The sequence below is a fragment of the Arthrobacter sp. GCM10027362 genome, assembly GCF_042679445.1.
GTDB lineage: Bacteria > Actinomycetota > Actinomycetes > Actinomycetales > Micrococcaceae > Crystallibacter.
On sequence record NZ_JBHTML010000364.1, the window covers coordinates 1 to 1,435 of the forward strand.

Annotated in this window: 1 protein-coding gene; it reads left to right on the forward strand. The window is 69.9% G+C overall.

The genetic code is table 11. The annotated features are described in order from the left end of the window. Nucleotides 1-1,435 (forward strand): NADP-dependent phosphogluconate dehydrogenase (gndA, locus tag ACFQ36_RS22690; RefSeq protein WP_377017829.1); only part of this gene is annotated, 1,435 nt, incomplete at both ends.

The following is a 1,435-nucleotide window of genomic DNA, read 5'->3' on the forward strand; positions in this document are numbered from 1 at the left end:
ATGACCGCACAAATCGGTGTGACCGGACTGGCCGTGATGGGTGCCAACCTGGCCCGCAACTTCGCCCGCAACGGCTACACGGTGGCCCTGCACAACCGCACGGCCGCCAGGACCGACGCCCTGCTGGCCGCCCACGGGGACGAGGGCAAGTTCGTCCGGACCGAGACCATGGCCGAGTTCGTGGACGCGCTGGAGAAGCCGCGGCGGGTGCTGATCATGGTCAAGGCCGGCGCTCCGGTGGATTCGGTGATCGAGGAGCTGGTGCCGCTGCTTGAAGAGGGCGACATCATTATCGACGGCGGCAACTCGCACTATGAGGACACCCGGCGCCGCGAGGCCGCGCTGGCGGAGAAGGGCCTGCACTTCGTGGGCATCGGCGTCTCCGGCGGCGAGGAAGGGGCCCTGCTGGGCCCGTCCATCATGCCCGGCGGCTCCCGCGAATCCTACTCGTCGCTTGGTCCGATGCTGGAGAAGATTTCCGCCAAGTACGACGGGGCGCCCTGCTGCCGCTGGATCGGCACCGACGGCGCGGGCCACTTTGTGAAGATGGTGCACAACGGCATCGAGTACGCGGACATGCAGGTCATCGGCGAGGCCTACGACCTGCTGCGCACCGGCGCCGGCCTCGAGCCGGCAGCCCAGGCGGAGATCTTCGCCGGCTGGAACAAGGGCCAGCTCTCCTCCTTCCTGATCGAGATCACCGCCGAGGTCCTGGCGCACGCGGACGCGAAGACCGGCAGGCCCTTTGTCGACGTCGTCGTGGATTCCGCCGGCCAGAAGGGCACCGGCCGCTGGACCGTCCAGTCCGCGCTGGATCTTGGCTCGCCGGTTTCGGGCATCGCCGAATCCGTCTTCGCCCGGGCCCTGTCCAGCCAGCGGGACCAGCGCGCCACCGCCCAGGAGGTGCTGGCCGGGCACGAGCAGCAGGTGGCCATCCCGGAGAGTTTCGTCGAGGATGTGCGCCAGGCGCTGTTCGCCTCCAAGCTGGTGTCCTATGCCCAGGGCCTGGACATGCTCGGTGCCGCGGCCCGGGAGTACGGCTGGGAGCTGAAGCTGGACGAGATCGCCTCGCTCTGGCGTGCCGGCTGCATCATCCGCGCCCGGCTGCTGGACGAGATCATGAAGGCCTATGCCGGCGGTGAGCAGCCGGCGAACCTTTTGTTCGCCCCCGCCTTCGCCGAGGCCATCGCCGCAGCGGTGCCGGCCTGGCGGCGCGTGGTGGCCACCGCGGTGGCCCTGGGCATCCCGGTGCCGGTGTTCTCCGGCTCGCTGGCCTACTATGACGGCCTGCGCCGCAAGCGCCTGCCGGCCGCGCTGACCCAGGGCCTGCGGGACCTGTTCGGCGCCCACACCTACCGGCGCATCGACGCCGAGGGCACCTTCCACACCCTCTGGGGCGGGGACAAGACCGAGGTCGAAGCGGTCGACACGCACT